This window comes from Paenibacillus sp. FSL H7-0690, from assembly GCF_037980415.1.
Taxonomy (GTDB): Bacteria; Bacillota; Bacilli; order Paenibacillales; family Paenibacillaceae; genus Paenibacillus_AQ; species Paenibacillus_AQ odorifer.
Genome location: NZ_CP150281.1, coordinates 2,490,221 through 2,515,773, shown reverse-complemented (window position 1 = coordinate 2,515,773; position 25,553 = coordinate 2,490,221). Strand labels below are relative to the sequence as shown.

Sequence of the window (25,553 nt, the reverse complement as noted above, 5' to 3'; positions counted from 1 at the left end):
CCCGTAATATAGCCTATAGATATATAGAACGGAGGAACAAAATGAAGGAGCCAATACGGCGGATATCCAATAAGCTGACGAAAACAAGGGTACTGCTTAGAAAACAAGAGCTAAGGAAGTATATACCGGTAACGAAAAAAATGAATAAAAACGTACTCTATGAGATGTTGCAAAAACATAAAATGGTGTACATTAAGCCCTGCTGTGGATCTTTGGGACAGGGTGTAATCCGGATTGAAAGATCGCAAGATCATTCCTCCAAAAAACGACCAGCCTACAGCTATCAGTCCGGTACGCATAAACATACATTTTCTGATTACGAGATGGCTTATCGGGCAATCTCTAGCGAGACCCAAGGAAAGTCCTATTTGGTGCAAAAAGGGATTTGGCTTTTGGTTTATGAGGGAAGGCCATTTGATATCCGGGTTATGGTGCAAAGAAATCTTAAGGGTGGGTGGGAAGCTACAGGCATTGCGGGTCGCGTAGCTCATCCTCGCAAAGTGGTTACGAATGGGAGCCAAGGGGGAACGATTTATCCGGTAGAGGCATTATTAGAATCCTACACAAACGTAGAGAATAGTAGCGCGTTGATCCGGTCCATGCAACAAATCGGAGTGAACTCCGCCAGACAGCTGAGCACAGCCTATCCCGGCCTGCAGGAAATCGGTGTGGATATTGCTTTGGATCGACGCCTTAAACCATGGATCTTGGAAGTAAATACTGCCCCCGATCCGTGCCCGTTTACCAAACTGAATGACACCAGCATGATTGAGCGAATCGTCAAATATGCAAAAGCCTATGGCCGCACATACAATCTTAAATGCATGAAGTCCAAACAGGGTATGGTCTGAACGGATTTGATTGGTAATAATACAAACAGCCCTGATATATAAAAATCTCTACCAGAGCTGTTTGTGTTGTTTTAGAATTCGGAGTCGCTCACCTTAACAAGCATCTTCCCGAGGTTCGCACCTTGGAACAATTGCAGGAATGCTTCAACCACATTGTCGAATCCTTCAACAACTGTTTCTTCATATTTTAATTTACCTTCTGTTAGCCATTTTCCAAGCTCTTGAAGTCCTTCTGACTGGCGGGCTGCGTAATCACTAAGAACGAATCCTTTGATAAGGGAGCGGGTTTTGATCAATCTGCTCTGAATACGTGGACCCATATCTCCATCTGTACTATTATAGGAAGAAATAGCGCCACATAGGGGAATACGTGCATAATCATTAAGCAAGCTCATCACAGCATCTGAAATCGATCCACCCACGTTGTCAAAATAAACATCCACACCATTTGGACATGCTTCTTCCAAAGCCTGGCCTAAATTTTCCGTTGTTTTATAATTAATGGTTGCATCAAAGCCAAGTTCTTTTTTCAAATAGTCGCATTTATCATCGCTACCTGCGATCCCAACGACACGAGCGCCTTTGATTTTGGCAATCTGTCCAACAAACATCCCCACTGAACCCGCTGCTCCAGACACTACGACAGTCTCTCCTTCTTTCGGCTGCCCGATATCAAGTAAACCGAAATATGCAGTGAGCCCTGTTAAACCTAGAACACTTAAGTAAGCCGATACAGGTGCAATCGAATCATCGATTTTGGTTACTGCTTTAGCATCTACAGTATTATATAACTGCCAGCCCAGCATACCGATGACTTTATCTCCAGCTTTGAATCGCTCCGATTTGGATTCTACGATCTCTCCCACAAGTCCTCCAGCGATGACTTCATTAAGCTGATACGGAGGAATATACGATTTAGAATCATTCATTCTTCCGCGCATATAAGGATCCACTGACAAATACAACGTTCGTACAACAACTTGTCCTTCTTTTGCTTCAACTACAGGAATATCTTTGAACTCGAAATTTTGCTGGGTTGGCATGCCTACAGGACGTGAAATTAACAGGACCTGTTTATTTTTCAACTGATTCATAGATCACTACTCCATTAATATTTATTTTTGCTGCTACCTATAACTATTAACCAAATCCTGTACATGATTATCAAATAGTTATAAAACTATCAAACTATCAAGAAAAAATTATAGGTTTCCGGACATATTATAAACTGTCCAAGAAACCCGGTAATAATTCGCTAAACGTATCCTCTCGAAGCTGGCTAATCTTATTCTGCCCCATACGTGTGACACTTACTAAATCAGCTTCATACAAAATCTTCAGATGGTACGACACATTGGATTTATCCATTCCCATAGATTCACCAATGGACCCACATGTATTGTTCTCCTTATGGAGATGAAGATAACGAATCATTTCAATTCGTTTCACTTCTGCTAATGCTTTAAAAATCTTCACTCGCTTTTCATCATCTTTTAAGGAATATTGTTCGATAGTCATAAAACTATTGTATTCTTCTGATTGCGCAAAGTCAATTTACAATCCCATTTCTTAATCGGATTCATTTTTGTATAATATACCAATCGGCATTAGCGCGGATCTATTTATAAGGAAAGAGGGGTGGTAAAAATGGACATTACCAAATACGAAAATCTTGTTCCCCGTGTTTTTTTGTTCGTTGATCGCCGATCCTTCCCGGATTGGGAGATTACGAGGAGTAAAATTGATTTCCATGATCTTACCTTCATCGTAGAAGGAAAGTCTGACTATTTTATTAATGGAGAGAAATTCACGGTTGAAGCCGGGGATATGCTCTATGCCCCTTCTGGCAGCATTCGGGAAGCTCAGACTTTCAAGGAGGCACCCATGCGTTCCTTTGCCTTCAATTTCTTCTGGGAGGGTGAGGACAATCATGTGCAGCTCCCTTTTGAGACTGTAACTAGGAATTGGAGAACTAAAGAGATTCTAGAGGATATTAAAGAATTCTCACATGTCTGGATGGGCAAACAACCTTTCTACAAAATGAAGGCCCGGGCCATCTTTCAACTGATTGTGTACCGCTTATTAAGTATCGCCCACCATCAAGAAACACCTCTGATAGATCTAAGAATCCAAAAAGTGATGGCCTATATCATGGATCATTATTCGGAGGAAGTTACGATCAAGGAGCTGGCAGATTGGGTTGCCCTAAATCCCGTATATCTTGGTAAGCTATTTAAGCAGAACACTGGCTCCACCTGTAAAGAATTTATAAACAAGGTGCGGGTGAACAATGCTGAGATGATTCTATCGGCAGGTGGTTTTAATGTGTCCGAAGTGGCAGCGCACTGTGGTTATCAAGATGTTGCCTACTTCAGCAACGTTTTCAAAAATATAAAGGGTTATCCTCCGTCATCTGCCCTGAAATAACGGAGGATCCGAAGCAACCCTGTTGTTCGCCCTATTAATTCAACCTAACTAAGAATGGACGCCGTCCCGCTAGTATAAAAGCTCTCCTCCGGCCCTAAATAGGAATAAGGAAGCTGGGCAGCGGACAATACAAGCTTTTGCAGAACCAGACCCGCATCGAATCCGTAAAAGCGGAGGGTATGAAGACCCTTCGTTAAAGCATGGCTGGTGGTTACAGCATGAATATTGTCCATAACCGCACGGCACCACGGTTCATTATCATGATTGCCGCCTTCAAAGTTCGTTGGTAAAGCATCCTTAATCACGGGTGCCTGATCATCGAAACCTATCGCATATTTTAACCCGCTAGTTTGTGACAGATTGTTTGTCGGCGCAATATACGCGGTTAAGCTATAATCGGTGTCCTGCTGCACTAGAATCCGATATTCCAGACAAGGTGCATCCTCCGGTTGTTCAAAAGATACAGCATCCGGAAACATTTTAACCGAGGATAAAGAACGTCCATAGCTGTCAATGGTCTTCCATACCACCCCTGATTTCGAAACACGAGTTATGGTATGCTCCGCTTCAATGGACACGATATTATGGGTCTCGATGAATGTCATCGGTGGCATATCCGGAATGTCTATCCAATCCACGGCTGCCTTCACCTTAACTATATTCCCGGCACCGGAGATCGTAATTTCGCCCGTCGATGCTTCTTTGACCTTCTCCCAATCTACGGAAACCTGAAGCGTCTCCCCTGCCTCAATCCAGCCGCGTATTTTCTCAAGCTTGATCCAATCTACGCTGCTCCGCACCTGATATTCAAAACCCGCTTCTCCACCGTTACTGATTGTGATGCGATAGTTTTCTTTTTGGAGATTTGTAAATACCCGAAGATTAGCTGTGCCGGAAACATACGCTTGTTCCGTTCCTTCCACATCGACAATCATTAAAGAACCTCTGGCGGGCGTCAAGGTGTTTACATCCGGATATTTCCACCCTTCTGCATTCCAATGTATATACCCTACATGAGGGGAACTCATCATTCCCTGCCATTTTCCATCCGAAATTCCGCTATTATAAACCAGCTCCAGATACTTATCCCGTTCGATGGTTTCGCGGGTCAGAGCAGCGTAAGTATTTGCCAACATACTATTTCGCTTAGCGTATAGATGGTTCAGTCCAGCATAAATTTGCATTTTGACCACATTGGCCGAGGCAACAGCAGGGAAATATACGAGCTGGAAGTAAGCATCCTTTAGTTGTTCCGGGATTAGCTCATCGTATTTGTCGGCAGCCTTCTCGATCATCACCGCTTGCTCCAGAACTCTGTGCGCCTCATTGTAATGGATAGGACTGAAGGTGGACGGATAAATAATTTCAGGCTTGCGCCGACCGTTCATCCGGATATAATCCCCTAACAATTGTGCGATTCCCAGACATGTCTCTTGTTCCAGCACATATCCGAATTGCTGCTCTACCCAACGGTTGGTGTATTCCACAGTCCGATTGATTGCACCTGTCCCCCAAGCCTCAAAATCGTAGGCCAAATCCAGAAAGTAGGAAATGGGCAATTCCATAGGCTTCAAATCCCCGACGTTCACAATCCATACATCACGGATGCCATAATCGTATGCCATACACATTTGCTCCCAGACTTTTTCAAGCGGGGTCGTATTTAACCATTCATAGGAATGCGGACCACCATGATAGTCAAAATGATAATACATCCCCCATCCTGCGCTGCGGTTACGTTCGTTTTTTGTCGGGATTTTGCGGAGATTGCCAAAGTTATCGTCAGCAAGCAGGATCGTAACGTCATTCAGAACATCCCAGTCCTTCAACCCTTCCGCCCCGGCAGTGCCATACCAGTACTTCTCAACTTCCTTATAAACGGCCAAAATTTGCGGCGCATGTTCAAGATTGTATTTCTTCAATAGTTCTTTTTGCGTAAGTATAATGTCCTTAAGCAGATCAATATTCTCCTGATCGGAGCCCTCCAGCGCAGAGTCACTTTCCCCCCGCATGCCTAGGGTAATCAAGTTATCAAAGTCCTGATTACGCTTGATTCCGTCTTCCCAGAAATCTGTAATCGCCTGTTTATTAAGGGCGAAATCCCATAGGTTACTTGTTCCGTATTGGCTGTATACCTTCTGCCATTCACTGCCTGCCCGGAATAAGGGTTCATGATGGGAGGTCCCCATAATAATTCCGTATTCTTGTGCATGCTTGGCGTTGGCAATCGGGCTGCTTTTACCATTCAGGCTGAATTCGGCGCTCCACATCGCCGGCCATAAATAATTCCCCTTCAAGCGAAGAATGAGTTCAAATACCTTGTCATAGAAATCTTCATTAAAGTCACCAAATCTTTGAGTTACCCAAGAACCTAAAGACGGCCAGTCGTCATTCAAAAAAATACCTCTATATTTAACCGAAGGCTCCTTGGAGATCACATGAAGCTTGTTATCAGGAATGGACAATGCCGGCTTCTTCTCCGGCACAATATCCGCCCAGTACACCCAAGGACTAACTCCAATCTTTTCGGAGATCGAATACAACCCGTAAATCGTCCCCCGTTTATCACTTCCTACAATGACTAGCGCCTTGTCCACTCCCGCTGTGGGTTGTTCAACCACCTGAATTTTATAACATTCTCTTTTATTTTGGATGGCCGATACATTAACGGTTCCCTCCGCGATTAAATCATCGATAAAATCATTGCTGCCTATCGATCCAGCGATTATGACTGTTCCATCCAATTTGTTCAATTGTGTATATATCTCAGGTTCTACCTCTGTTACCTGTTTAACATCTGCTGCAAAAGACTGTGCCACCCGGCGTAATCCCTCATAATCTTTCCCCTTGGGGTCCACGTAAATCTTGGCAGCACTGCCCTGCTTCACAAGGTACAATTCCTTCGTAGGCATGATAATTCTCCCCTTAAGCATCCTATTTTCGTATGACTAGGCACATTATATAAGTAAGCGATTTCAACATCCATGTGTAAACTAGCAACTTTTTGTAATTATTAAATGAAACTTTGTTTATCGGTTGAACAATCTGGATATTTGGTGTTACTGTTAACAGGTATTCCTTCTAATAAAAATATGTTTTTTGCAAGCGCATCCATAACAAGAAAAGCTTATACAAAAAGCGAGGATGATCAATATGAAAAACAATAACGGGATCATTACAGGAGGCAAGATTGAAGGTCCAAAGGCGCCCAAGGATCCGGCTGAACGCAGGAACGGTTTTTTTGTGGTCTACGAAACCGCGATTGAGGCGACAGCCCGGGCCGAAGGTCCACCTTCACAGGAAGTTTATCTGGAAGGTAACTATCTAATCGACAAGGCCAGATATATTGGCGGCGTCACTGATGAGACAATACTGGAGCTGCTAGGAAACTGCGTTGGATTTCGCAAATTAGTCCATAGTATCGGAGTGTCTGTGAGAAGGGATCCTGAGCAGAACGAGCCCATCTCTTTTCTATTGCAGAACTGGGGCAAAACCAGCAAATACGAAACAGGCAGCAGCATACGTGTGCCCTGTCCCTCCGACGGTTCCGAAGTCCTCTTGAAGTTAGAGGATTTGGAATGGTCTGAAGAGGATGCGGTGCTCGGCAAATTCGCTTTTGAATTTAAACATGAAGGCGAACTGGCCATCGCGAGTATAATTTTTTATTTGCATGACGGTTATTCTGTACCAGAGCTAATCATTGAACCGCCTGTAGCGTTTGATTCTAACGAATACCGGGAGATCATTACCCAATCCTTGCTTCATCCGGGCAATAATAAAAGATTAAAAACGGCCATCCATAAGGCTATAAAAGGTGAGGATGTCACGATTGCTTATATTGGGGGTTCCATTACTCAGGGAGCAGGTGCTAAGCCGATCCATACAGAATGTTATGCCTACCAATCGTATCTGAGATTTAAGGAATTATTCGGTACGAATGGTGGTGAGAACATCCATTTTGTGAAGGCTGGGGTAGGTGGAACACCGTCCGAGCTTGGGGTCATCCGTTATGAAAGGGATATTCTCCGGGAAGGTTCTGTAACACCTGATATCGTGGTGGTAGAATTTGCGGTAAACGACGAAGGGGATGAAACGAAAGGCAACTGTTTTGAAAGCTTATGCCTAAAAATACTTTCCGCCGATAATAGACCGGCAGTAGTTCTCCTGTTCAGCGTGTTTATGAATGACTGGAACCTGCAGGAACGGCTCTCCCCCATTGGCCGGGCTTATAATCTTCCTATGGTTAGTGTAAAGGATGCGGTATCCGGGCAATTCCGCCTAAGCAAAAATGAGGGGAACATCCTCTCGAAACGGCAATTTTTCTATGATATCTATCATCCTACTAATGATGGTCACCGGGTAATGGCTGATTGTCTGGCTTATTTATTCTCCGAAACCCACAAAACGCTAATGGACGAAGATGATCTCCTATTGGATCAACATCCGGTCATCGGGAATGATTTTGCGGGAACCCTCCTGCTGGACCGCAAAAGCCATATTGACGCAGGCAGGATCGAGGTGGGCGGATTTTCGGGGATCGATACCGATTTGCAGCGGGTAGAAATGGATACCAATCCTTTCGGAACTCCGGAATTCCCTCATAATTGGATGCATTCAGCGTCGTCTGGGGAACACAGCTTCAAGCTGACGATAACAAGCAAAAATCTCATCCTTGTATACAAGGATTCTGGCAGCAGCGAATTCGGCAAGGCAAACATTTACGTCGATGGTTGTCTTGTAGTCACCGCTGATCCACATGAGAATAATTGGACACATTGCAATCCGGTAATTCTTTATCAAAATGAGGTTAGCGGGGAGCATCAGGTAGAAATCAGAATGGTGCCGGAAGATCAGGACAAGTCTTTTACTATACTGGGCTTCGGCTATAATGTTTAATAATTTGACCTAGTGGCATATAACCTAAAAAGAAACCCATGGTCTTTAAATGACCTGGGTTTCTCAATAATTTGAGGAATCTTTTTCTATTTGGTAGGCAGCTTCTTATCCAAAATAGCCTTCACATCTTTAACAAGCTGTACGGATGCTTCAATCTCCAACTTACTTGTTGAAACACTTTCAATACTGCAACCAATAGGAATTCCCTTCTCCAGCCCGAAATCTAGTAATTCTTCAAAGATTTTTTGCGATAGCTGGATTGATTTATCCAAAATATCATTCGAGTATTTCAACTCGTTTTCTAACCATCCCGGGATACTGATCCCTAACCACTTCATAAATTGTAATGTTTTCGCGGTGCCGCATGGTGCAAGATTAAATAAAATAGGAACCATCTCAAAACCGTTATTTGTATAGTAATAATATAAATCAGACAATAAATTCTTAGATGCCTCTACATTATAAGTTGCCTGTGTAATAAAAAAGTTGCACCCACTGTTGGTCTTTTCGACAACCCGTATATGCTCATCATTCTTTTTTATATGTCTTTCCGGAATGACAACTCCACCAAAAGTTAAATTACTATTTAACTGTTTGCTTAGCTCATAAGCATCTGGTAAATTCAATTTCACCTCTTGTTTACTTGACGAAGCGCCCACATACACGGAAAATCTATCTTCATTTTCGTCAGTTTTAACCCAATCCTCGAACTGAGCTCTAGTATCATTACCGACGCACCGGTAAATTATTTTCGGGACCTCCACCTGTCTTAGATATTTATCACCATAGACAGCCGGATCAATCGTTGGTAAATAGGGATAAGGTCTTTCATGATCCACTCTGTCTACTTCTTCCTGAACGTCGTACAGAATTAACGCATCTAAATCAAGATTTTTAAGTCTCTCAACCTGTTTCTGGGCGATTTCCGAGACCTTTTCTGGTGCGTGGCTTGCCTTCGGTGGTGTCATTCCATATGTTAAAATACCCGGTTTTTTGCTCAATATTTTTTGTTTAAATGTATTCTCTGCCGCTCCCAAATTATAAAACCCCTCTACTCGTCGCTTTTAAGATAAGGTTACCATGGCAGGCTTAATATGTGTAACTTCTATTTACTATATCTAGTTATATTTTAAAGCTATGATTCCCTAATGATACTTATCGAGTAGTACATGTTGACAACCATTTGGTGTGACTATAATATTAGAAGTCCTGCCAACCTTAAAGTTGGCGATAAGGGGACCGAAAGGTTCATTCTTATTTAAAAAGGGTGAGTATTATGAATAAAGAAGAATTAATGGAAAGCGCACGTAACACAAAGAAAGCTGCTTATGCCCCATATTCTAAATTTCCAGTTGGAGCAGCCTTATTGCTTAAAGATGGAAATGTTATTAATGGAGTAAACGTAGAAAATGTATCTTTTGGCGCTACTAATTGTGCAGAGAGAACAGCAATCTTCACAGCTATTACAAAGGGCTATACTAAAGGTGATTTTCAGGCTATAGCTGTAGCAGGTGACACAATGGATTTTCTGCCGCCATGCAGTATCTGCAGACAAGTATTATCGGAATTCTGTTTGCCCGACATGCCTGTCTATTTAACCAATGAGAAAAAAGAAATCTTAGAGCTGAGTTTAAGGGATTTATTGCCTTATGCATTCAAAAATTTAGATATGTAAAAATAATTCCTCTCGTAGTGGAATAACAAAAACACGCGTACCTTTGTTAGACAAGTACGCGTGTTTTTGTGTTAAAAAGCTTAGTCAGAACACAGAGTTCACAGACCAGACACACCGCGTAAATACGTTGTTACTTACCAAATCGCAATTCCAACCTTATCTTTTTCTTTAAATACTACCTTTATCATTTCCAAAGCATTTCTTACCCTAAATTCAATAAATTCTTTATCATAGTCTGTATGTAGTTCTATAGTATCTAAAACTCATATAGTTAAAACCTCTCAATGAACATCATCAATAATAAAAAACAAGCGATCCATTGAGATAAAAGGATAAACACTTCCTCTCGATGATCGCTTGCTTTTAGTAGCTATGCATAGTCACATTTCTAGTTTTCCTGTGATGTTTCATTTTAAATGAGAATTCACTGTTAGAAAACCCTTATAAAATAAGAGAGACTGTTTCAATTTAATTGAGAATTTAAATCCCCAGTAACTAATAATCATCTAATATTTCATTTTAAATGAGAAAATGCGCTATTAAAAAGAGTACCGTAAAATGGGTACACTTTTCATTTAACGTAATAATGTAATATACTGTTTGCTCCTTCAAATGAAATCCTAGGACCTCCACTTGTCCTAGATATTTATCACCATAAATAGCCAGATCAATCGTTGGTAAATATGGGTAAGGTCTTTCATGATCAACTCTTTCTACCTCCTCCTCGAAGTCGTAAAGAATTAAAGCATCTAAATCAACGTTTTTAAGTCTTTCAACCTGTTTCTGTGCAATTTCTGATATCTTTTCTGGTGAATGGCTTACCTTCGGTGGTGTCATCCCATATGTTAAAATACCAGGTTTCTTGCTCAATATTTTTGGTTTAAATGTACTCCCTGCCGCTCCCAAAATAAAAACTCCTCTACACGTCTCTTTTAAGTTAAGGCTACCATGCAGGTGAAACTGGATTAATTCTCGTACCATCTCCCAGTTCGCCATTCGTGTTAGCTCCCCAGCCCCACACATTTCCATCCTTAGAAATTGCAAAACTAAATAGATTGCCTGCTGTTATGACTTTTATATTGCTAAGTCCAATTACAATTGTCGGGGTTGAGTTAGTACTGTTACTCGGAAGAGGGGTTTACTATTAATTTTCGCCTTAAAATTCCCGATGATTACATTATAAGGATATTTAGTGTTTTAGTTAAAATTAATCCATATAATTTCAGGGGTGGTATATAGGTGCTTGAAGTAAGAAGAAAATCTCGATGAAGGGTGATGATATCATTAGAGCATTAAGTGAACGAATGGAAAAGGGGAACGAAAGATGAAGTCATTCAAGACAGGACTACAAGCCATTCTTTATGTAATACTGGTGGTTGGACTGCATCTGATCTTAATCTATTTTTTAAAGATAAGAATAGAGGGATGGGGAACGGAGTTATTAAATATCTCATTTAAGGTGTACTTTATACCACTTTTATTATGTTTTATTAATTCTTTTTTGTTTATAAGGACTCAGAGGATAAAGTACAATGCCATTTGGTTTTTGGTAACTATGCTATCCAGCCTCTTACTTTTTTTATTTTTCAATGCAATGCAAGATGACAGTGATAGTGAATATGGAGTTGTCGTTTCTATTGAATTTTTTCCAAAATATCAAGTGGAAATGCTCTTTCTGCTTCCTTGGAGTATTTCTATTATACAATTTATCTTAACTCTATATTATCTAATCAAAATAAGAAAAAATCTAATCGTTAGAAATAATAAAGGGGGAATATAATATGAAAAGAATATTTTCATTAAGTATAATTATTACAGTTTTTGTTTCTTTATTTAGTCCAACTGGAAAGCTCCAGTGATTTATAAATTGATTGAATTGATAGACGCATGGGATGAAAAACGGCTTGTTGTAAAGAAAGAATCTACTAATAAACTGTTGCCCCGCTTATACGATCCTGACCTGTTATTCAATGAAGAATATAAAATTATGGATAACCGCTATAAAATATTAATTCCAGTTATCTCAGGTGAAATAAAACCGACAGAATTTCAAATGTATATTGATTCATTAACAGATGAGCTGAAAATGAGTATTGGTTCAGTATCCAGGCTATATAAATGGAAAAAAAGATATTTAGAAACGGGTGATAAAAGGTCCTTAAAATCTTTATATCTACGACATGGTACAGAATCAGCATCTTTTCTATATGTATTACCATAAATCTTAATCGATTTATTCTCCCTGCTTACGTCAGTCCCAAACTTGTCTTTTAAAGCTTCTTCTATTTCATCCTTAAACGTTTTAGAACGAGATGGCGCATTAACAAATCCATAATTGGAATCACTTACACCAGATCTATATTGAGTTCTGAATGTATCTTCCTCTACAACTGCAATGTCCACATCACTTTGGGTGCGTACATTAGTATTATTCGCATAAGAGCCCTACAAGAAAACCTTAATTTGTCTTCCTCCATAAGAGACTCCAATTCTTGAAAATACGCCTAAGTTTCAGGGTACATTGGTTCCACAATACTTCTCTTTTCTTGAAATCCTAATGGCTTTAGGGCATTTACAACCATTGCAATTGCATTTTTACATTACTGATCTTCAGTCTTGCTTAGTGGTTGGGAATAATTATCTAACATTGATTCAGTAAACTTCATACATATACCTCCACAATTCAAATAAAAAAATAAGAACAAGAGTTCGTTTTGATCGATTTTATAGTATCATTAGGATTACTACAATTAGGTAGAAATCGAGAATCAACCTTAACTAGTTAAGAAACCAACTAGAATCAATCGCCTATAAATAGCAGTTACGCTTAAATGAAAAGCCGGAAAACCCTAAAAAGTTAGGCTTGCCGGCTTGATAAGAAAGATTGTGAAACTCGTTGCTTTTATTTTAGATGTATAAATATACGATTTATTGAATGACTGAGATTTTTCTCTTTTAAAACGAATTTTTATCGCTTTAAATGAACCATTTCTCATTTAAAATGAAAAATCACATTTTTCCATAAAACACTTATTGGCTCTATCGTTTACCCGCAACGACTATACCCGCAATTGCCACAAGTCTTACAACCCTCAATATTAATCAGCGAGGCGCTGCCGCAGGATGGGCAAAGGTCACGGGAAGCCGTAGCATGGTTATGTCCATGATGACCACCATGTCCATCTTCCGTAGCTGACGGAACGCTCGATTTCAACTCCGCATTTAATGCTTCATTGAAATCCTCCAGCTCCAAAGTTGCCGCAATCGGAGCAGGTACATGATCATCATGAGCATTGTTCAGCACATGTGATTCCAGAGCCTTAGCTACAGCGTCAGCAATGGATTCAACCCGGTTCGCGCCGAAGCCGATAGCTCCTGATCCGCCAATGCCTTTCAGATGTTTAATCAACAGCTCCACTTTCTCACCATGATCTCCGTAACGGAGGAACAAGGAGCAGACACGGCCTAATGCTTCAGCCATAGCAAAGACGTCAGAACCTGCTTTACCTACATTCAGGAAGATTTCAGCCGGTATTCCATCAAGGTCATTGATCGTAATATATGCCATCCCAAATGGTGTGTTGATTTTATAGGTAGCGCCGCGCAGAACCTGCGGACGTTTTTTGTATTGTTTATCCGCCTCTTTTGTAGTCACTTGAGGCGCTGGACTTGCTGCTACCACACTTGTACTTGCTTCTACAGTAGTTGTAGCTTCCTCTGCCGCAACCGTAGCAGCTTCTTTTTTGTCTTCCTTCTTCGTGGTTTCCAGAACTTGAACATCACGACTTCCATCGCGGTAGATCGTAACACCCTTACATCCTAGATCAAAGGCCATTTCATATAGCTCAGCCGTCTCCTCAACCGTAAAGTCAGACGGGCAGTTCGCTGTTTTGGAAATAGAGCTATCTACCCAGCGTTGGATCGCTGCTTGCGCACGGATATGATCTTTAGCTGACAGATCCATCGAAGTTACAAAGTAGTCAGGCAGCTCTTCACCCGGATGAGCTTCCAGCCACTCTTGAGCGATTGGAACAAACTGTTCATCATAGCCAAGACGACTTTGACGGAAATATTTAAAGGCAAAATAAGGCTCAATTCCCGTAGAAGTACCTACCATTGTACCTGTACTACCTGTAGGTGCTTGTGTAATCACTGTAACGTTACGCATACCATGTTCACGAATCGCTTCGCCAACCTCTGGATACGCTTCGACTATATTTTTCATAAAGCCGCTCATTAGATATTTCTCAGTATCAAAAGCTAGGAAGGAACCCTTCTCTCCAGCAATTTCTGCCGAAGCAAGGTAGGCTTCACGAGCCATAAAGCCGTATAGCTTGTCCAGAAACTCCAACGATTCCGGGCTGCCGTAACGGATGTTCAATTTAATCATCAGCTCCGCCAATCCCATGGTTCCGAGACCCACGCGGCGTTCCTTTTTCTGATTCGCTTCATTTTCCGGGAAATGATAAGGTGTTTTATCAATTACATTGTCCAGAAAACGGACCGAATAACGGGTTGTAGTCGCAAGATCTTCCCAATCTACATCATGATTTTTCTCATCGTAGAACTTGGACAGGTTCACCGCAGACAGATTGCAGACTCCCCAGCCTGGCAGGCCTTGCTCTCCACAAGGATTCGTACAAATAATCGGGTTGAAATACCAGCTGTTAGACATCTGGTTATAGTATTCCATGAACACGACGCCTGGCTCAGCAGATTTCCATGCCGATTCAATGATCGTACGCCACACGTCACGCGCTTTTACGGTGCGATAATGGATAACGTTTTTGCCGGCAGCTTTCCACTTGTCGAGATCGCCATCCCACATTTCGTTATATTCAGGATCGGTTGTATCCGGGAATACGAGATCCCAGTCCAGATCTTCTTTTACAGCCTTCATAAAACCATTGCTCACACATACCGAAAGGTTAGCATTAGTGACTTGGCCCATCGTTTGCTTCACGGTAATGAAGTCCTCAACATCGGGATGCCAGTCATTAATCATCAACATGAGCGCGCCACGACGGCTGCCGCCTTGCTCAATAAGCCCCGTAGTATAACTAAACAAACCGCCCCAAGATACGGAACCACTGGATGAACCATTAACCCCTCTAACAATCGCACGACGAGGACGCAATGAAGACAGGTTAATGCCCACACCGCCACCACGGGCCATAATCTCCGTCATTTCAGACAATGTCTGCATGATGCCGCCACGGCTGTCTTTTGGAGAAGGGATTACATAACAGTTGAACAATGTTAATTCTTCACTAGCACCTGCACCAGCCGCAATACGTCCACCCGGCACAAGCTTCCAATCATCTAGGATTGAACGGAATTTGCCCGCCCATTCTGCTTGAAGCTCAGGTGTCTTCTCTACAGAAGCCATCGCTGTGGATAGACGGTCCCACATTTCCTCAGGAGTTTTTTCTATATTAAGGGTCAACTTTTCAACATCCGATTTCACAAACTCACCGCTGCGTGTCTTTACAGTTACGATTCGACCACTGCGCTCCACAATTTCTCCGACTTCCTTAGTTGGAAACTTCGGATCATCTTTGGTCAGCACCAATACAACATCGCCTACTTTAGCATTGTTGCTGTCTGCATCCTTCCAAGCATAACGATCCAAAAATATTTTTTCACTTAGCCCTTCAAGGCGTTGCTTACGTTCCACTTTACTCAATAAAAAAACCTCCCGCATGTGTAGTAGATATTAGTTTCCGGTCCAAGGTATGGGCCCACAACAAAAACCCCCTTACCATCCTCCACTGCTTAACAGGTGTATGTAGGAAGCTCATCTTGTCAATAACAAATACCAGCTAAGCACTCTATAAAAAATACATTTTCAAGCTTTTGTCACAATATATTGTGTGCGTCAGCTTTTAAACTATACCACATATTGTATCGAAGGTCTTATTCGAAAATAGAGTCAAGTTGCCGAATTATCGCAAACGTTGCTGCTTTTTCTCGCTCTTGCTCTCTTTTTTAAAGGCTATCGTGAAAAATAAGAGGTTATGAATTCTCTCGTTTACGAGCATACTACTCTTACGAATGGTGATATAAATCCGAGCTTGAGGAGGCTGCATTATGACGCAATTATTCCGTAATTCTCTACCCCAGCAAGGGGGAACACCCGCGCCAATACTGCCTGTTCCTCTTTCTTTTGACCGGAATTGGTTGCAAGATCTGGAGCTCAAATTGGAAAAGGGCGGCCCATGGGGAGACTACCGTTTATCTAAGCTTGCCGTACAAGGAGAGGAAACAGGTCTAGTAACGAGCTTCGATGAGCTGCAATGTATGAAGCATTTATCCGGCTTGTCCCCACTTCCCCATCAGCTGGATACAGCGCATAAGGTTCTGTTCGAAATGTCAGGCCGCGCGATTCTTGCAGATGAGGTTGGACTGGGCAAGACCATTGAAGCAGGACTGGTGCTCAAAGAATATCTGGTACGCGGTCTTGTCTCCAAAGTGCTTATTCTCGTACCTGCTTCTCTAGTATTGCAATGGGTTCGTGAGCTAAATGCGAAATTTGGCATCACTGCTGTCGCTCAGAAAAAAGCCTATTCTTGGGGCAACGCCATAGTCGTCGCATCGATGGATACCGCCAAACGAGATCCTCATAAGGAAATCTTGCTGGAAAATGAATACGATATGTTGATCATTGATGAAGCTCACAAGCTGAAGAATAAAAAATCGACCAATTATCTATTTGTACAGCAATTACGCAAAAAATATTGCCTGCTGCTCACCGCGACTCCCGTTCAGAATGATCTGGGCGAACTCTTTAATCTGATCACTATACTGAAGCCGGGGCAACTTGGAAATCAGGGCGATTTTGCCTCGAATTTCGTGGTTGATAAACGCCAGCCCAAGAATGAAGGTCAACTGCGGGACGAGCTTTCGAAGGTCATGATCCGCAATCGCCGTGGTGAAGGTCCAGTTAATTTCACGAAACGAAAAGTCCGTAATATCCCCTTAGTTCTCTCCCAAGAAGAGAAAGATTTGTATAACAGTGTTACTTCCTTTGTCAAAGACCAGTATCAGGAATCCGGCGGCAATCTTAGCAGCATGCTTTCTCTGGTAACCCTTCAACGTGAGGTGTGCAGCAGCCGGGATGCCGTCTTTATCACTTTAGTTAATTTGATCAAAAAGCTGCCTGCGGATTCCCCAAAAAGAGACCGGATGATGGAGCTGCTACAGACCCTCCGTACCGTTAAAACAAACACTAAAGCTGAAACAACCTTAGCCCTCATTCAAGAAATGAATGAAAAGGTCATCGTTTTCACGGAATATCGAGCAACTCAAGAGTATTTACTACAGTATTTCCGTGAACATGGGCTGATGTGTGTCTCTTATTCCGGCGGAATGAACCGTGGAAAAAAAGATTGGATGATGGATCTTTTCCGCGGCCGCGCTCAAGTTATGATTGCAACGGAAGCCGGTGGTGAAGGAATTAACCTGCAATTTTGCCACCATATGATCAACTTTGATCTGCCCTGGAATCCCATGCGCGTGGAGCAACGTATCGGACGTGTCCATCGGTTAGGGCAAGAAAATGACGTAGTGATCTACAACTTGTCTACGCAAGGCACGATTGAAGAACATATCCTGCATCTGCTGCATGAAAAAATCAATATGTTTGAAATGGTGATTGGCGGGCTGGATGTAATCCTGGAACGTTTTGAAAAGAAGGAATCGCTGGAGAAAAGTTTATACAAAATCATGCTCGAATCCCGCTCCGACGAAGAATTGCGGCATGAGCTGGACCATATTGGTGAATCCCTCAGTGAATTGACACAGGGTATTAAAAAAGAAAGTGGGACTGCGACATGACCCTCACCGCACAGGAAGTACGCAAGCATGTGATGGACTATCTTGAAGCCACTGAATGCTCCATCATTGAGGCTTCGCCCCTTCACGTAACTGTGAAATTATCACCTAGAGCTGACAAAATGCTTACCGACCGGCCGTATTATTGGGGATTCGTGGAGCGCACAGGTGTAGATCCTGAGACCCTTTCTTTCACCTTTGTTTTTGATCCGGAAAAATACGACAGTCAAGCTGCAGTAGAGGTTCCCCCCATTGCAAATCGTAGTGCTGGCATTTTGAATCAAGTTGTCACCGGAAGCCTAACTACAGGCGGAACAAACGATGCAGAGGCCAGCACTGACTTACTCGAATCCGCCTCCCCGGGCTCAGAAGCAGTGAATGCTCCATCTACTGACCCGGAGGAAAGTATCCTAGCCCGCTACTTCGGCATTGTGCCGGCACTCCCACGAATTGGGCCAGGAATGATCCGCAGAGAGGATATTATTTACGGAAGCAAGCGATTGCAACAGATTTGGAACGCCGCTCGGGACGAAGGGAAATGCCTTTACTTATTTGAGGACCCGGGCAGCAGGCAGCGAAACACGCTGTTCTCTGCCGCTTACGAGCCATGGCTTAGTGTCTGCTATAAAGTGGAGATGAGCTGCGATTTGAAACGTGAAGAACTCCATTATCTTGGCATCTCCCTAACAAAGGGAACCATCATTGATGACTTTAATGCAAAAGTTTCCACAAAAGAGATGATGCCACGCTTACCGGAAAATGTGCATATCCAGCCTTATGAAATGACAGTAGCAGCCGCTACCGACTTATTGGAAACTCATCTTACCGCTCAGTTAGCCGAACTGGACTACACTTGGGCAGAACAGGCACGTGAGCGGCTAAGGGTTGAACTGGACATCATTGATGTCTATTATGGAGAGTTGCTGAAGGAGCCTGACGAAGAAAAACGCCTAGCGACTCAAGAGCAGTATAATCGGCGTCGACAAGAGACCATTTGGCAATATGAGCCGCAAATCGCAGTTTCTGCGGTGACCTATGGACTGTTTCATCTGCGGAGCCTATAGAATGCGACCCTACTCGCTAAAAGCAGGCAAAAAAACAAGGGAAATGCCGCCTTCCGGCGCGACAGCAAGCAACAGCCTTTTTATAGCTTGTCCTCTACAATAAAAAGGAAGCTTTTACTTTCTGATATTTCATAACAAAGAAAGGTGAACGACGCCATGAAAATAAGTGTACGGCGGAGGCTGCTTCTTGCAGGTCAAAGCTGCTTCCTCCTGCTTCTATGCATCGGACTCATCGCAACGAGCTCCGGTTCCTCTTCTGCGCTTGCCGCTTCCAGAGTAAGTGTAGTTGATTCAGTCACACAGGATTTGATACCTGTACTGCAGATGGATATCTTACCTTCACCCGGTACGGTCCAAGAATTTGCCAAGAGTACACTGAACAAGCTCGCAGCAGAAGCTCCATTTACAGCCTGGAAGGACGCAGGAATAGAATATTATCCTCTGGGTCCAGGTACTCATAGCTGGCTTGTCAACGTTATGAAAGGTGAACAGCGGATCGGCTACATGATCATTTCCGCTACGGATCAAGGTGGTTATATGCTTAGCGAATATGGAGCTGGCACTTACGGACTCCCCTATAGTTTATTAGAACTGCGCCAATTTTTGGTGCAGGAAGGACTTATACCTTCATCTTATACCGGAAAAATAAAACTCACAGCCTTATATGCACCACTTCTACCCGTATGGAAAATCGTCATTGACGATAAGACAATATTTATCAATGCTTCCGTGCCGCAAGTTTTACCGTGGACGCTAAGTAAAGCGGAAGAAGTGCTTAAAGGACAGCAGACAGAAACGGATGTAATCACTAACCTAACTACTGATTTGTCTCCGCTTTCTGCCTATCAAAGCGGGGGAACAGATGATCCTTATAAAGATATCATGTGGTTGACCTCCCCAAAACTGCTTGCTGTAGGCGGTGACAATATCGCCGCACTGATTCGTCCCAAGGAAAGTATTGCTTATCAAGCCGCTGGCCGAAATGATATCGTAGGGGCACCTTTCATGATTACAGGTTATCAAAACTGGTTGCCTGCTTCGAATAAAACAAAAGCAATAAACAACATGCCTACCGTTTACGCAGCATCAGGGCCAGAAGGAAGACGGTATTTGCCACTCACTGCCTTGCAGGCTATAGGAACACTGCACAAGCTGCCCGACAGAAATATCTATAACTAAACATAACAAATAACCTTCCGCTGCCACGCTCGATTAGGCACTGGAAGGTTATTTGTTATTTGTGAAATTCAATCCTTGTCACTGTGGCTCCATTTGCTTCGCCAGATCGACCAACCAAGCGGAAGCATACCGAACCATTTTTGTGACCACGGCTGCTTTGTAGCCGCTCTACGAGCATGAATGGCACGCGGATCCTCGATATAAACAACTACCTTCTCAGTGATATACTTCACAAGCTCATCGCCGCCGGAAGCCATTTGTAACACCTCCTACATTGTAAGTGAATTAAGATAGCCAGCGTCGTTCCATGCTCTTAGTGTGCACCACCGAGCATATATCTAAACTCTTGTCTCGAATTGTTCGAATAGGTTTACCTATTAAAGCACAATCTAACAAAGAATCTAGGGCACGAGGTTATTCACATGCAAGGAGGAGTTCATTTGAACAATGGGAGAAATAAAGCTTATTCCAAGACAGCAGCTGCAATATGTAGCTTGCGTATTACTTTAACCACAGTTGGACTTCTAATGCTGTTTATGGGGAGTGCATATGCTTCTGCAACTCCATCCAAACCCGTAGTGAATGATGAACGTCAGCATCTCTTAAGCCACGGTCACCGGATGATCTTAATTGACGCAGGACATGGGGGGATCGACGGAGGAACTTCCTACGGGAACATTCTTGAAAAGGATATTACATTAGATATCTCACGCCGATTATTTCTGCTGCTGCGCAGCGATGGATTTGACGTTGCCTTAAATCGTAATGGAGATTACGCCCCAAGCGATGAGAACCGCTGGCTGCGCAGTAAATCCCGGCATCTGCGCGACCTTGCCCAGCGTAAAGAGCTGGCTGAGACATTACCAGCTACTGTAGTCGTCAGCATCCATGTTAACTGGGCACCTTCACCATCCAAGCATGGTCCGCTTGTATTATATCGCCAAGAAGGGCGCAGCTTTATCCTCGCCCAGACCATTCAGCAACAATTAAACAGTCTCTATAATATCCAGGCAGAGACAAGACCGGGTAAACCTTTTTATTTACTCAACAAAATAACCGCCACAACCGTAATTGTTGAGGCGGGTTTTGTAAGCAGTCCGACAGATCGCGAAAAGCTGTGCACCCCTAAAGGGCAACAAGAAATTGCTGAAGCAATTGCTGGCGGCATAGTAGCTTATCTTATGGAAGTGTAGGATTCGAGTTCCATTTCATTTCGTTTTTAACGAGATCAGAAATGCCTATAAATTCAACATCATCTTTTATTTGCTCCACACCGCTGCGGATGCCTGCGGCGGTTTCTTTTCCATATACACCAACATGACCAATGGTTACGCAGAATCGTTGATCCTTCGCCAGATTATTTACTAGACCCATTTGTTTCAGGACATGATTAGCTGTGTGTGTATCATCCAAAAAGATATGGTTCTCTACGCGCGGCAGCCCCATTCGATAAGCCATATTGCCAGCAACAGAACGGTAGTTGGTCTTACTGTCCACAAAAAACAATCCCCGCTCTTTGCAGACGGCTAAAATCACACCCATAATCCGTTCGTCCCCGGTAATCTTAGAGCCCATATGGTTGTTTATACCGATAGCATAAGGCACATTATCGAGCGCGGCTTCCACCTTTTGACGCACTTCTTCATCAGACATCTTAGCCAGTATAGCTCCCGGTCCAAGCCATTTAGGATTACCCTGGCGGGGCTCCATTGGCAAATGGACCAGAACATCATCTCCGCGTTCATGCGCGCGTGTGGCGTCCTTCACAGATGTAGGCAAAAAGGGCATAACCGCCACAGTAAGCTTTATTGGCAGCGAAAACATTTCATCCGTCCCCTTCATGCCATTGCCGAAATCGTCAATAATAATTACGACCTTATTACGTTGAGATGTCTTCTCTTTACTTGGTGTGTTTGTAGGGTTGTCTCTGGACTCGGCAGCTGAAACAGACGGTGCCATGGGAGCGATTAAAGTAACCATTAAAGCAGCAACAGCAATCCAAATTAGTAAATAACGTTTGAACTTTCGACTGTCCTTCATCAAGAGGAACGCCTCCTTCGTCTTAAACAATTATTCTCATTGTTTGGTTCACGAAGGTTAAATATGTACGGGGAGGGTTCGCAATAATTTACAATCGGGCTTTTTCTATTATCCCCGCGCGTCTGCGGCAAGAATTGCTTCCAGCACATCCACAGCTTGAACTTCAAAGGGCATATTCCAGATGGGGCTATCCTCAGAACAGCTAGCTTCCGCCACCATCATCAATGGATCAATATCCTTACTGGTAATTCCAAGATCGTTGAGAGTAACGGGAAGACCGATTTTTTTGCAGAAACCAATCACCTGATCAATCTCTTCATATGGTGCTTTCTCCAGTACAAGCTGAACGATCGTAGCAAAAGCAACCTTTTCACCATGAAGAGTATTCCTGCATTCCTCATGCAGCGTCAATCCATTATGAATCGCATGCGCCGCAGCAAGTCCTCCACTTTCAAACCCAATGCCACTCAAGTAAATATTGGCTTCAATGATATGTTCCACCGCAGGAGAGGTGATGCCTTGCTTAACATCTTTTAATGCCGTTTCACCCTCTGCAAGAAGGGTATCCAGACAGGCACGAGCTAATGAAAGGGCTGCAATTGTGCTAGTCCCACCTGCGTGTGTAATAGCCCCAGATTCTCGACAAGCTCTTGCTTCGTAAAAAGTGGACAAAGCATCACCCATTCCAGCAACAAGCAATCTTGCAGGAGCTTTAGCAATGATATCGACGTCTACGATAACCAGATCGGGATTTCTTTTTAGTGGAAGATAACAGTCAAAGTCTCCCTCATCCGTATACAACACTGATAAAGCACTGCAAGGTGCATCCGTTGAAGCCACTGTGGGTACAATAACTACCGGGAGGTTACTCATGTGGCTTACTGCTTTTGCCGTATCTAAAGTCTTGCCACCACCAAACCCTATAATGACTTCCGCATCCTTCAAGCCAAGTGCTGCAACTATCTCATTAACCTGATTACGGCTACACTCGCCCTTGAATTCACACATCACTAGCGGCATTTCGTTCATTTCAAAACTGTATGTGATCTCTTTTTTGTACACAGAGAAAATATAAGGATCAATAATGGCATAAGCTCTTGTCGCTCCTAGCTGCAAACAATAATCTCCCAGCTTACGAATTTCACCATGTCCTTGTATATATTTAGTCGGTGAGCAGATGATCTGCGTCATGGTTTCACTCCTCCTTTTATTTACATTCATATTAGAAGGATTGACCACATTCAGCTATTAAAAAGATCCCTTTAACCACCAGCTTAAATAAATCCACCATTCACACGGATCGTCTGACCTGTAACCCACTGTGATTCTTTGCTGGCTAAGAACAACACAATGTTTGAGATATCCTCAGGCTCGCCTAAACGTCCAAAGGAATTCATATTCCCCACGGTCGCAATCTCTTCCGCTGATTTGCCTACGGTAAATAACTCTGTATTCACAGGTCCAGGTGAAACAGCATTGATAGTGATTCCTTTTCGTCCAAATTCTTTGGCCAGCTGACGAGTGATTTGTTCCACTGCTCCCTTAGTTCCTGCATAGACGCTGTAGGTCGGGAACATTTGACCCGTAACGGAAGTTGAAAAATTGATAATCCGTCCGTTATCATTCATATATTTAGCTGCTTGCTGGCAAGCAAAAAAGGTGCCTTTTACATTTATCGCAAACTGCTTGTCGAAATCTTCTTCCGTCATATTTAGTATCGGCTTCGTAATCATAATCCCGGCGTTGTTGACGAGAATGTCGAGTTGTCCATAGGCTTCTAGTGTGGTTTGGAATAATTGTTCAAGTTCTGCCACCTGGCTGATGTCTGCCCGAATAGCGACGGCCTCTCCACCCTTTTGTTTAATACCGGTTACGACTTCCTCTGCTTTGCCGGGGTTACTCGAATAGTTAACGACCACCTTCGCACCCTGTTGTGCCAAGTTCTCCGCAATCTCCCGGCCCATGCCTCTCGATGCACCTGTTATTAATGCTACTTTTCCAGCTAAATTCTGATTCATAATTACTCCTCCTATCACTTTGTCCTTCTTGTTGGTCTGATTATAAATCGATCATTTACAAATTACAAGTGACATTTTTTAATATTTGTCATTTCAAATTGGTTTTGCACACGGAATTTATACCGTTCATTCGCCGCTAATCGCTCCATTCAGACTAAACAGCGGGATTTATACCGTTCATCTGCTGCTAGTCGCTCAATTCAGCCTAATCTACGGGATTTATACCGTTCATTTGCTGCTAGTCGCTCAATTCAGCCTAATCTACGGGATTTATACCGTTCATTCGCCGCTAGTCGCTCCATTCAGACTAATCTACGGGATTTATACCGTTCATCTGCTGCTAGTCGCTTGATTCAGCCTAATCTACGGGATTTATACCGTTCATTTGCTGCAAGTCGCTCAATTCAGCCTAATCTACGGGATTTATACCGTTCATCTGCTGCTAGTCGCTCGATTCAGCCTAATCTACGGGATTTATACCGTTCATCTGCTGCTAGTCACACAATTCAATCAATTCAACGGGATTTATACCGCTCATTCGCAGCAACTCGCACAATTCAATCATATCTACGGGATTTATACCTCTTTAAGACACAAAAAAACCTCCTGAGTCTCAGAAGGTTTTAAGTAGATGTTACAAAGAAATCCCGGAAATAATCAAATCCCAAACGGAGGCGAAATCCTGATCAATCGTAGCCGACTGCCACTCTATAGCATGTGCTGGATGATGATACCGCGAAGTAGCATTAAAAATTGCTCTAGCCGTTACCACTGGTTCCACCACTCTATACTCTTTGGATTGTATGCCTTTTTCAATAATGCCTGCGATTTGCCCAATTAATTGATCTACGTGTAGGGTAATCATATCCACCGCTTCTAAAGTTACAGCTGCATACATAGCAAACATTTCGGCATCATCCACAGCATAGGTGCGTTTACTACGAATCAGCGTATCCATCCATAATCGGAGCTGCTCTTTGGCATTCCCATCAAAATGCTCTGAAATATTCTTTAAAGGCTCTGAAATATTATACTGCAACCATCTTTCGGTTACGGCTTCTCGCAAAGCAGATTTACTGGAAAAATGTCTATACAACGTACCATGACTTACTTTAAGCACCTTCGCTACATCTACAACAGAAGTCTTGTCCGGGCCAAAACGCCGGAGCACTTGTTCAGCCGCGTCCAAAATGTTTTCTTTTGATAATGGAAGATCATTCGACATATGTATTCCCCTCGCTCTATCTCTGGTGGTAATTATCATAGCATATTATGTTCAAAAACGAACTGACAATATTACCACTTTGTCATTCGTTAAATCATTATCAGTATATACTCGCACCCAATTATTAAACTTAGGTCCCAGTTTAGTATCTTATTCTCCGTAGCCCCGTACTACATGAATTCGGACTGAGGAGCCCTTATTTTCAAAAATCACCGTAATTCGCCATGCTATCGGACTCCAATGCGGCTATTCACCCAAATCCCCACCTTTTCGGCATTCTAATGTGCTAATAAGAGCTATGCAGTCCGAAAAGTTAGCCAAACACGCTAAATTGAGCAAATAGCT

Annotated in this window: 23 protein-coding genes; 12 read left to right on the top strand and 11 right to left on the bottom strand. The window is 42.9% G+C overall.

What is annotated here, in order from left to right; translation table 11 throughout:
* Positions 1-41 precede the first annotated feature (41 nt).
* Positions 42-851 carry a YheC/YheD family protein gene (locus MHI32_RS10925; protein WP_076129991.1) on the top strand — a complete coding sequence of 270 codons (810 nt, stop codon included), beginning with the start codon at positions 42-44 and terminating at the stop codon, positions 849-851.
* Between the two features lie 71 nt (positions 852-922).
* On the opposite strand, the gene MHI32_RS10920 is transcribed toward MHI32_RS10925, so the two are convergent.
* Positions 923-1,945 carry an NADP-dependent oxidoreductase gene (locus MHI32_RS10920; RefSeq protein WP_076129990.1) on the bottom strand — a complete coding sequence of 341 codons (1,023 nt, stop codon included), beginning with the start codon at positions 1,943-1,945 and terminating at the stop codon, positions 923-925.
* 127 nt (positions 1,946-2,072) lie between these two features.
* Positions 2,073-2,369 (bottom strand): metalloregulator ArsR/SmtB family transcription factor, encoded by a 297-nt coding sequence (locus tag MHI32_RS10915; RefSeq protein ID WP_038569940.1) that lies wholly within the window; start codon positions 2,367-2,369, stop codon positions 2,073-2,075.
* 129 nt (positions 2,370-2,498) lie between these two features.
* Between MHI32_RS10915 and MHI32_RS10910 the strand changes: the two genes are divergently transcribed.
* On the top strand, positions 2,499-3,278 hold the full coding sequence (locus MHI32_RS10910) for a helix-turn-helix domain-containing protein (protein WP_340012333.1): 780 nt from the start codon (positions 2,499-2,501) through the stop codon (positions 3,276-3,278).
* A 44-nt stretch (positions 3,279-3,322) separates the two neighbouring features.
* On the opposite strand, the gene MHI32_RS10905 is transcribed toward MHI32_RS10910, so the two are convergent.
* A complete protein-coding gene (locus MHI32_RS10905) occupies positions 3,323-6,190 on the bottom strand; it encodes a glycosyl hydrolase 115 family protein (RefSeq protein ID WP_340012331.1) in 2,868 nt (955 codons plus the stop codon).
* 241 nt (positions 6,191-6,431) lie between these two features.
* On the opposite strand from MHI32_RS10905, the gene MHI32_RS10900 reads away from it, so the two are divergent.
* Entirely contained in the window at positions 6,432-8,174 is a 1,743-nt protein-coding gene (locus MHI32_RS10900; RefSeq protein WP_339190516.1) for an SGNH/GDSL hydrolase family protein, read from the top strand.
* Positions 8,175-8,260: 86 nt separating this feature from the next.
* Here the strand turns inward: MHI32_RS10900 and MHI32_RS10895 are convergent, their stop codons facing one another.
* Positions 8,261-9,211 carry a 5,10-methylenetetrahydrofolate reductase gene (locus tag MHI32_RS10895; RefSeq protein ID WP_339190514.1) on the bottom strand — a complete coding sequence of 317 codons (951 nt, stop codon included), beginning with the start codon at positions 9,209-9,211 and terminating at the stop codon, positions 8,261-8,263.
* A 239-nt stretch (positions 9,212-9,450) separates the two neighbouring features.
* Here MHI32_RS10895 and MHI32_RS10890 point away from each other — a divergent pair, with 239 nt between their 5' ends.
* Positions 9,451-9,849: a cytidine deaminase gene (locus tag MHI32_RS10890; RefSeq protein ID WP_036689594.1), complete on the top strand. Its 399-nt coding sequence runs from the start codon at positions 9,451-9,453 to the stop codon at positions 9,847-9,849.
* Between the two features lie 519 nt (positions 9,850-10,368).
* Here MHI32_RS10890 and MHI32_RS10885 read toward each other — a convergent pair.
* Positions 10,369-10,845: a hypothetical protein gene (locus MHI32_RS10885; RefSeq protein WP_340012330.1), complete on the bottom strand. Its 477-nt coding sequence runs from the start codon at positions 10,843-10,845 to the stop codon at positions 10,369-10,371.
* A 328-nt stretch (positions 10,846-11,173) separates the two neighbouring features.
* Here MHI32_RS10885 and MHI32_RS10880 point away from each other — a divergent pair, with 328 nt between their 5' ends.
* Both MHI32_RS10880 and MHI32_RS10875 read left to right on the top strand, forming a co-directional pair.
* Positions 11,174-11,629, top strand: coding sequence for a hypothetical protein (locus MHI32_RS10880; RefSeq protein WP_339281933.1), 456 nt, complete (start codon positions 11,174-11,176; stop codon positions 11,627-11,629).
* Positions 11,630-11,704: 75 nt separating this feature from the next.
* Positions 11,705-12,070 (top strand): hypothetical protein, encoded by a 366-nt coding sequence (locus tag MHI32_RS10875; protein ID WP_340012329.1) that lies wholly within the window; start codon positions 11,705-11,707, stop codon positions 12,068-12,070.
* 825 nt (positions 12,071-12,895) lie between these two features.
* On the opposite strand, the gene MHI32_RS10870 is transcribed toward MHI32_RS10875, so the two are convergent.
* Positions 12,896-15,553, bottom strand: coding sequence for an adenosylcobalamin-dependent ribonucleoside-diphosphate reductase (locus MHI32_RS10870; protein ID WP_076129986.1), 2,658 nt, complete (start codon positions 15,551-15,553; stop codon positions 12,896-12,898).
* Positions 15,554-15,939: 386 nt separating this feature from the next.
* On the opposite strand from MHI32_RS10870, the gene MHI32_RS10865 reads away from it, so the two are divergent.
* From MHI32_RS10865 to MHI32_RS10855, 3 genes are all read left to right on the top strand, one after another.
* Entirely contained in the window at positions 15,940-17,685 is a 1,746-nt protein-coding gene (locus tag MHI32_RS10865; protein WP_076129985.1) for an SNF2-related protein, read from the top strand.
* A complete protein-coding gene (locus tag MHI32_RS10860; protein WP_076129984.1) occupies positions 17,682-18,746 on the top strand; it encodes a YqhG family protein in 1,065 nt (354 codons plus the stop codon). The genes MHI32_RS10865 and MHI32_RS10860 overlap by 4 nt, the downstream gene beginning before the upstream one ends.
* A 156-nt stretch (positions 18,747-18,902) precedes the next feature.
* Positions 18,903-19,925, top strand: coding sequence for a hypothetical protein (locus MHI32_RS10855; protein WP_076195020.1), 1,023 nt, complete (start codon positions 18,903-18,905; stop codon positions 19,923-19,925).
* A 68-nt stretch (positions 19,926-19,993) separates the two neighbouring features.
* Here the strand turns inward: MHI32_RS10855 and MHI32_RS10850 are convergent, their stop codons facing one another.
* Positions 19,994-20,182: a YqzE family protein gene (locus MHI32_RS10850; protein ID WP_036689445.1), complete on the bottom strand. Its 189-nt coding sequence runs from the start codon at positions 20,180-20,182 to the stop codon at positions 19,994-19,996.
* A gap of 183 nt (positions 20,183-20,365) precedes the next feature.
* Between MHI32_RS10850 and MHI32_RS10845 the strand changes: the two genes are divergently transcribed.
* The gene (locus MHI32_RS10845) at positions 20,366-21,118 is read left to right on the top strand and encodes an N-acetylmuramoyl-L-alanine amidase (protein WP_248549233.1); all 753 of its coding nucleotides are present in this window, start codon (positions 20,366-20,368) and stop codon (positions 21,116-21,118) included.
* On the opposite strand, the gene MHI32_RS10840 is transcribed toward MHI32_RS10845, so the two are convergent.
* The 3 genes from MHI32_RS10840 to MHI32_RS10830 form a co-directional block, all read right to left on the bottom strand.
* Positions 21,105-21,965, bottom strand: a complete 861-nt coding sequence (locus MHI32_RS10840) for a divergent polysaccharide deacetylase family protein (RefSeq protein WP_340012328.1) — start codon at positions 21,963-21,965, stop codon at positions 21,105-21,107. The two genes, MHI32_RS10845 and MHI32_RS10840, sit on opposite strands and share 14 nt — an antisense overlap.
* 108 nt (positions 21,966-22,073) lie before the next feature.
* Entirely contained in the window at positions 22,074-23,156 is a 1,083-nt protein-coding gene (locus MHI32_RS10835; RefSeq protein ID WP_340012327.1) for a glycerol dehydrogenase, read from the bottom strand.
* Positions 23,157-23,239: 83 nt separating this feature from the next.
* Positions 23,240-23,983 carry an SDR family oxidoreductase gene (locus MHI32_RS10830; RefSeq protein ID WP_340012326.1) on the bottom strand — a complete coding sequence of 248 codons (744 nt, stop codon included), beginning with the start codon at positions 23,981-23,983 and terminating at the stop codon, positions 23,240-23,242.
* An 85-nt stretch (positions 23,984-24,068) separates the two neighbouring features.
* Here MHI32_RS10830 and MHI32_RS10825 point away from each other — a divergent pair, with 85 nt between their 5' ends.
* Together MHI32_RS10825 and MHI32_RS10820 are read left to right on the top strand one after the other, a co-directional pair.
* A complete protein-coding gene (locus tag MHI32_RS10825) occupies positions 24,069-24,335 on the top strand; it encodes a hypothetical protein (protein WP_340012325.1) in 267 nt (88 codons plus the stop codon).
* 33 nt (positions 24,336-24,368) lie between these two features.
* On the top strand, positions 24,369-24,593 hold the full coding sequence (locus MHI32_RS10820; protein WP_340012324.1) for a hypothetical protein: 225 nt from the start codon (positions 24,369-24,371) through the stop codon (positions 24,591-24,593).
* Positions 24,594-24,617: 24 nt separating this feature from the next.
* Here MHI32_RS10820 and MHI32_RS10815 read toward each other — a convergent pair whose 3' ends face one another.
* Positions 24,618-25,208 carry a TetR family transcriptional regulator gene (locus MHI32_RS10815; RefSeq protein WP_076186459.1) on the bottom strand — a complete coding sequence of 197 codons (591 nt, stop codon included), beginning with the start codon at positions 25,206-25,208 and terminating at the stop codon, positions 24,618-24,620.
* Between the last annotated feature and the right edge of the window lie 345 nt (positions 25,209-25,553).

Coding starts and splice junctions, on each gene's coding strand:
- MHI32_RS10925 (WP_076129991.1), top strand. CDS start 42: ATGAAGGAGCCAATACGGCGGATATCCAATAAGCTGACGAAAACAAGG.
- MHI32_RS10920 (WP_076129990.1), bottom strand. CDS start 1,945: ATGAATCAGTTGAAAAATAAACAGGTCCTGTTAATTTCACGTCCTGTA.
- MHI32_RS10915 (WP_038569940.1), bottom strand. CDS start 2,369: ATGACTATCGAACAATATTCCTTAAAAGATGATGAAAAGCGAGTGAAG.
- MHI32_RS10910 (WP_340012333.1), top strand. CDS start 2,499: ATGGACATTACCAAATACGAAAATCTTGTTCCCCGTGTTTTTTTGTTC.
- MHI32_RS10905 (WP_340012331.1), bottom strand. CDS start 6,190: ATGCCTACGAAGGAATTGTACCTTGTGAAGCAGGGCAGTGCTGCCAAG.
- MHI32_RS10900 (WP_339190516.1), top strand. CDS start 6,432: ATGAAAAACAATAACGGGATCATTACAGGAGGCAAGATTGAAGGTCCA.
- MHI32_RS10890 (WP_036689594.1), top strand. CDS start 9,451: ATGAATAAAGAAGAATTAATGGAAAGCGCACGTAACACAAAGAAAGCT.
- MHI32_RS10885 (WP_340012330.1), bottom strand. CDS start 10,845: ATGGCGAACTGGGAGATGGTACGAGAATTAATCCAGTTTCACCTGCAT.
- MHI32_RS10880 (WP_339281933.1), top strand. CDS start 11,174: ATGAAGTCATTCAAGACAGGACTACAAGCCATTCTTTATGTAATACTG.
- MHI32_RS10870 (WP_076129986.1), bottom strand. CDS start 15,553: ATGCGGGAGGTTTTTTTATTGAGTAAAGTGGAACGTAAGCAACGCCTT.
- MHI32_RS10865 (WP_076129985.1), top strand. CDS start 15,940: ATGACGCAATTATTCCGTAATTCTCTACCCCAGCAAGGGGGAACACCC.
- MHI32_RS10860 (WP_076129984.1), top strand. CDS start 17,682: ATGACCCTCACCGCACAGGAAGTACGCAAGCATGTGATGGACTATCTT.
- MHI32_RS10855 (WP_076195020.1), top strand. CDS start 18,903: ATGAAAATAAGTGTACGGCGGAGGCTGCTTCTTGCAGGTCAAAGCTGC.
- MHI32_RS10850 (WP_036689445.1), bottom strand. CDS start 20,182: ATGGCTTCCGGCGGCGATGAGCTTGTGAAGTATATCACTGAGAAGGTA.
- MHI32_RS10840 (WP_340012328.1), bottom strand. CDS start 21,965: ATGAAGGACAGTCGAAAGTTCAAACGTTATTTACTAATTTGGATTGCT.
- MHI32_RS10835 (WP_340012327.1), bottom strand. CDS start 23,156: ATGACGCAGATCATCTGCTCACCGACTAAATATATACAAGGACATGGT.
- MHI32_RS10830 (WP_340012326.1), bottom strand. CDS start 23,983: ATGAATCAGAATTTAGCTGGAAAAGTAGCATTAATAACAGGTGCATCG.
- MHI32_RS10815 (WP_076186459.1), bottom strand. CDS start 25,208: ATGTCGAATGATCTTCCATTATCAAAAGAAAACATTTTGGACGCGGCT.